Source organism: Ferrovum myxofaciens (assembly GCF_000735045.1).
GTDB classification, from domain to species: Bacteria; Pseudomonadota; Gammaproteobacteria; order Burkholderiales; family Ferrovaceae; genus Ferrovum; species Ferrovum myxofaciens.
This window is the reverse complement of sequence record NZ_JPOQ01000291.1, coordinates 1-325: the sequence shown is the minus strand read 5'-3', so window position 1 is coordinate 325 and position 325 is coordinate 1. Positions and strand designations below refer to the sequence as shown.

Genomic DNA, 325 nt, shown 5'->3' with positions numbered 1-325 from the left:
CCCCTGATCGGTGCGTCCGGCTTTGACTGGAGTTTCATCCATGGTGATGACCCGAGAGGTGCGAATGGATTCCAGTTGAGCTTGGTGAATGGGGCGCAGCAGTTCCAGGGCAGCGTGAGTGAGTTGAGTCAGCCAGGGACGGCTGACGGTGACTCCGTTACTGCCCAGACGCTGATGCTGGCGATACAGGGGCAGGTGGTACAGGAATTTATCCACGACCATGCCCGCCAGGAAACTCACATCGGCACGGCTGTTATCCAGAACACCCTGGGGGGCCGGAGCGATCCCAATACAAGACTTTGACCTGGTTGGCACGCCGATTGAT

At 58.5% G+C, this 325-nt stretch carries 1 protein-coding gene; it reads right to left on the bottom strand.

Annotated elements, in window-relative coordinates; genetic code table 11:
* On the bottom strand, positions 1-325 hold a 325-nt coding region (locus tag IV91_RS0113615), incomplete at both ends, for an IS66 family transposase (protein WP_031599351.1).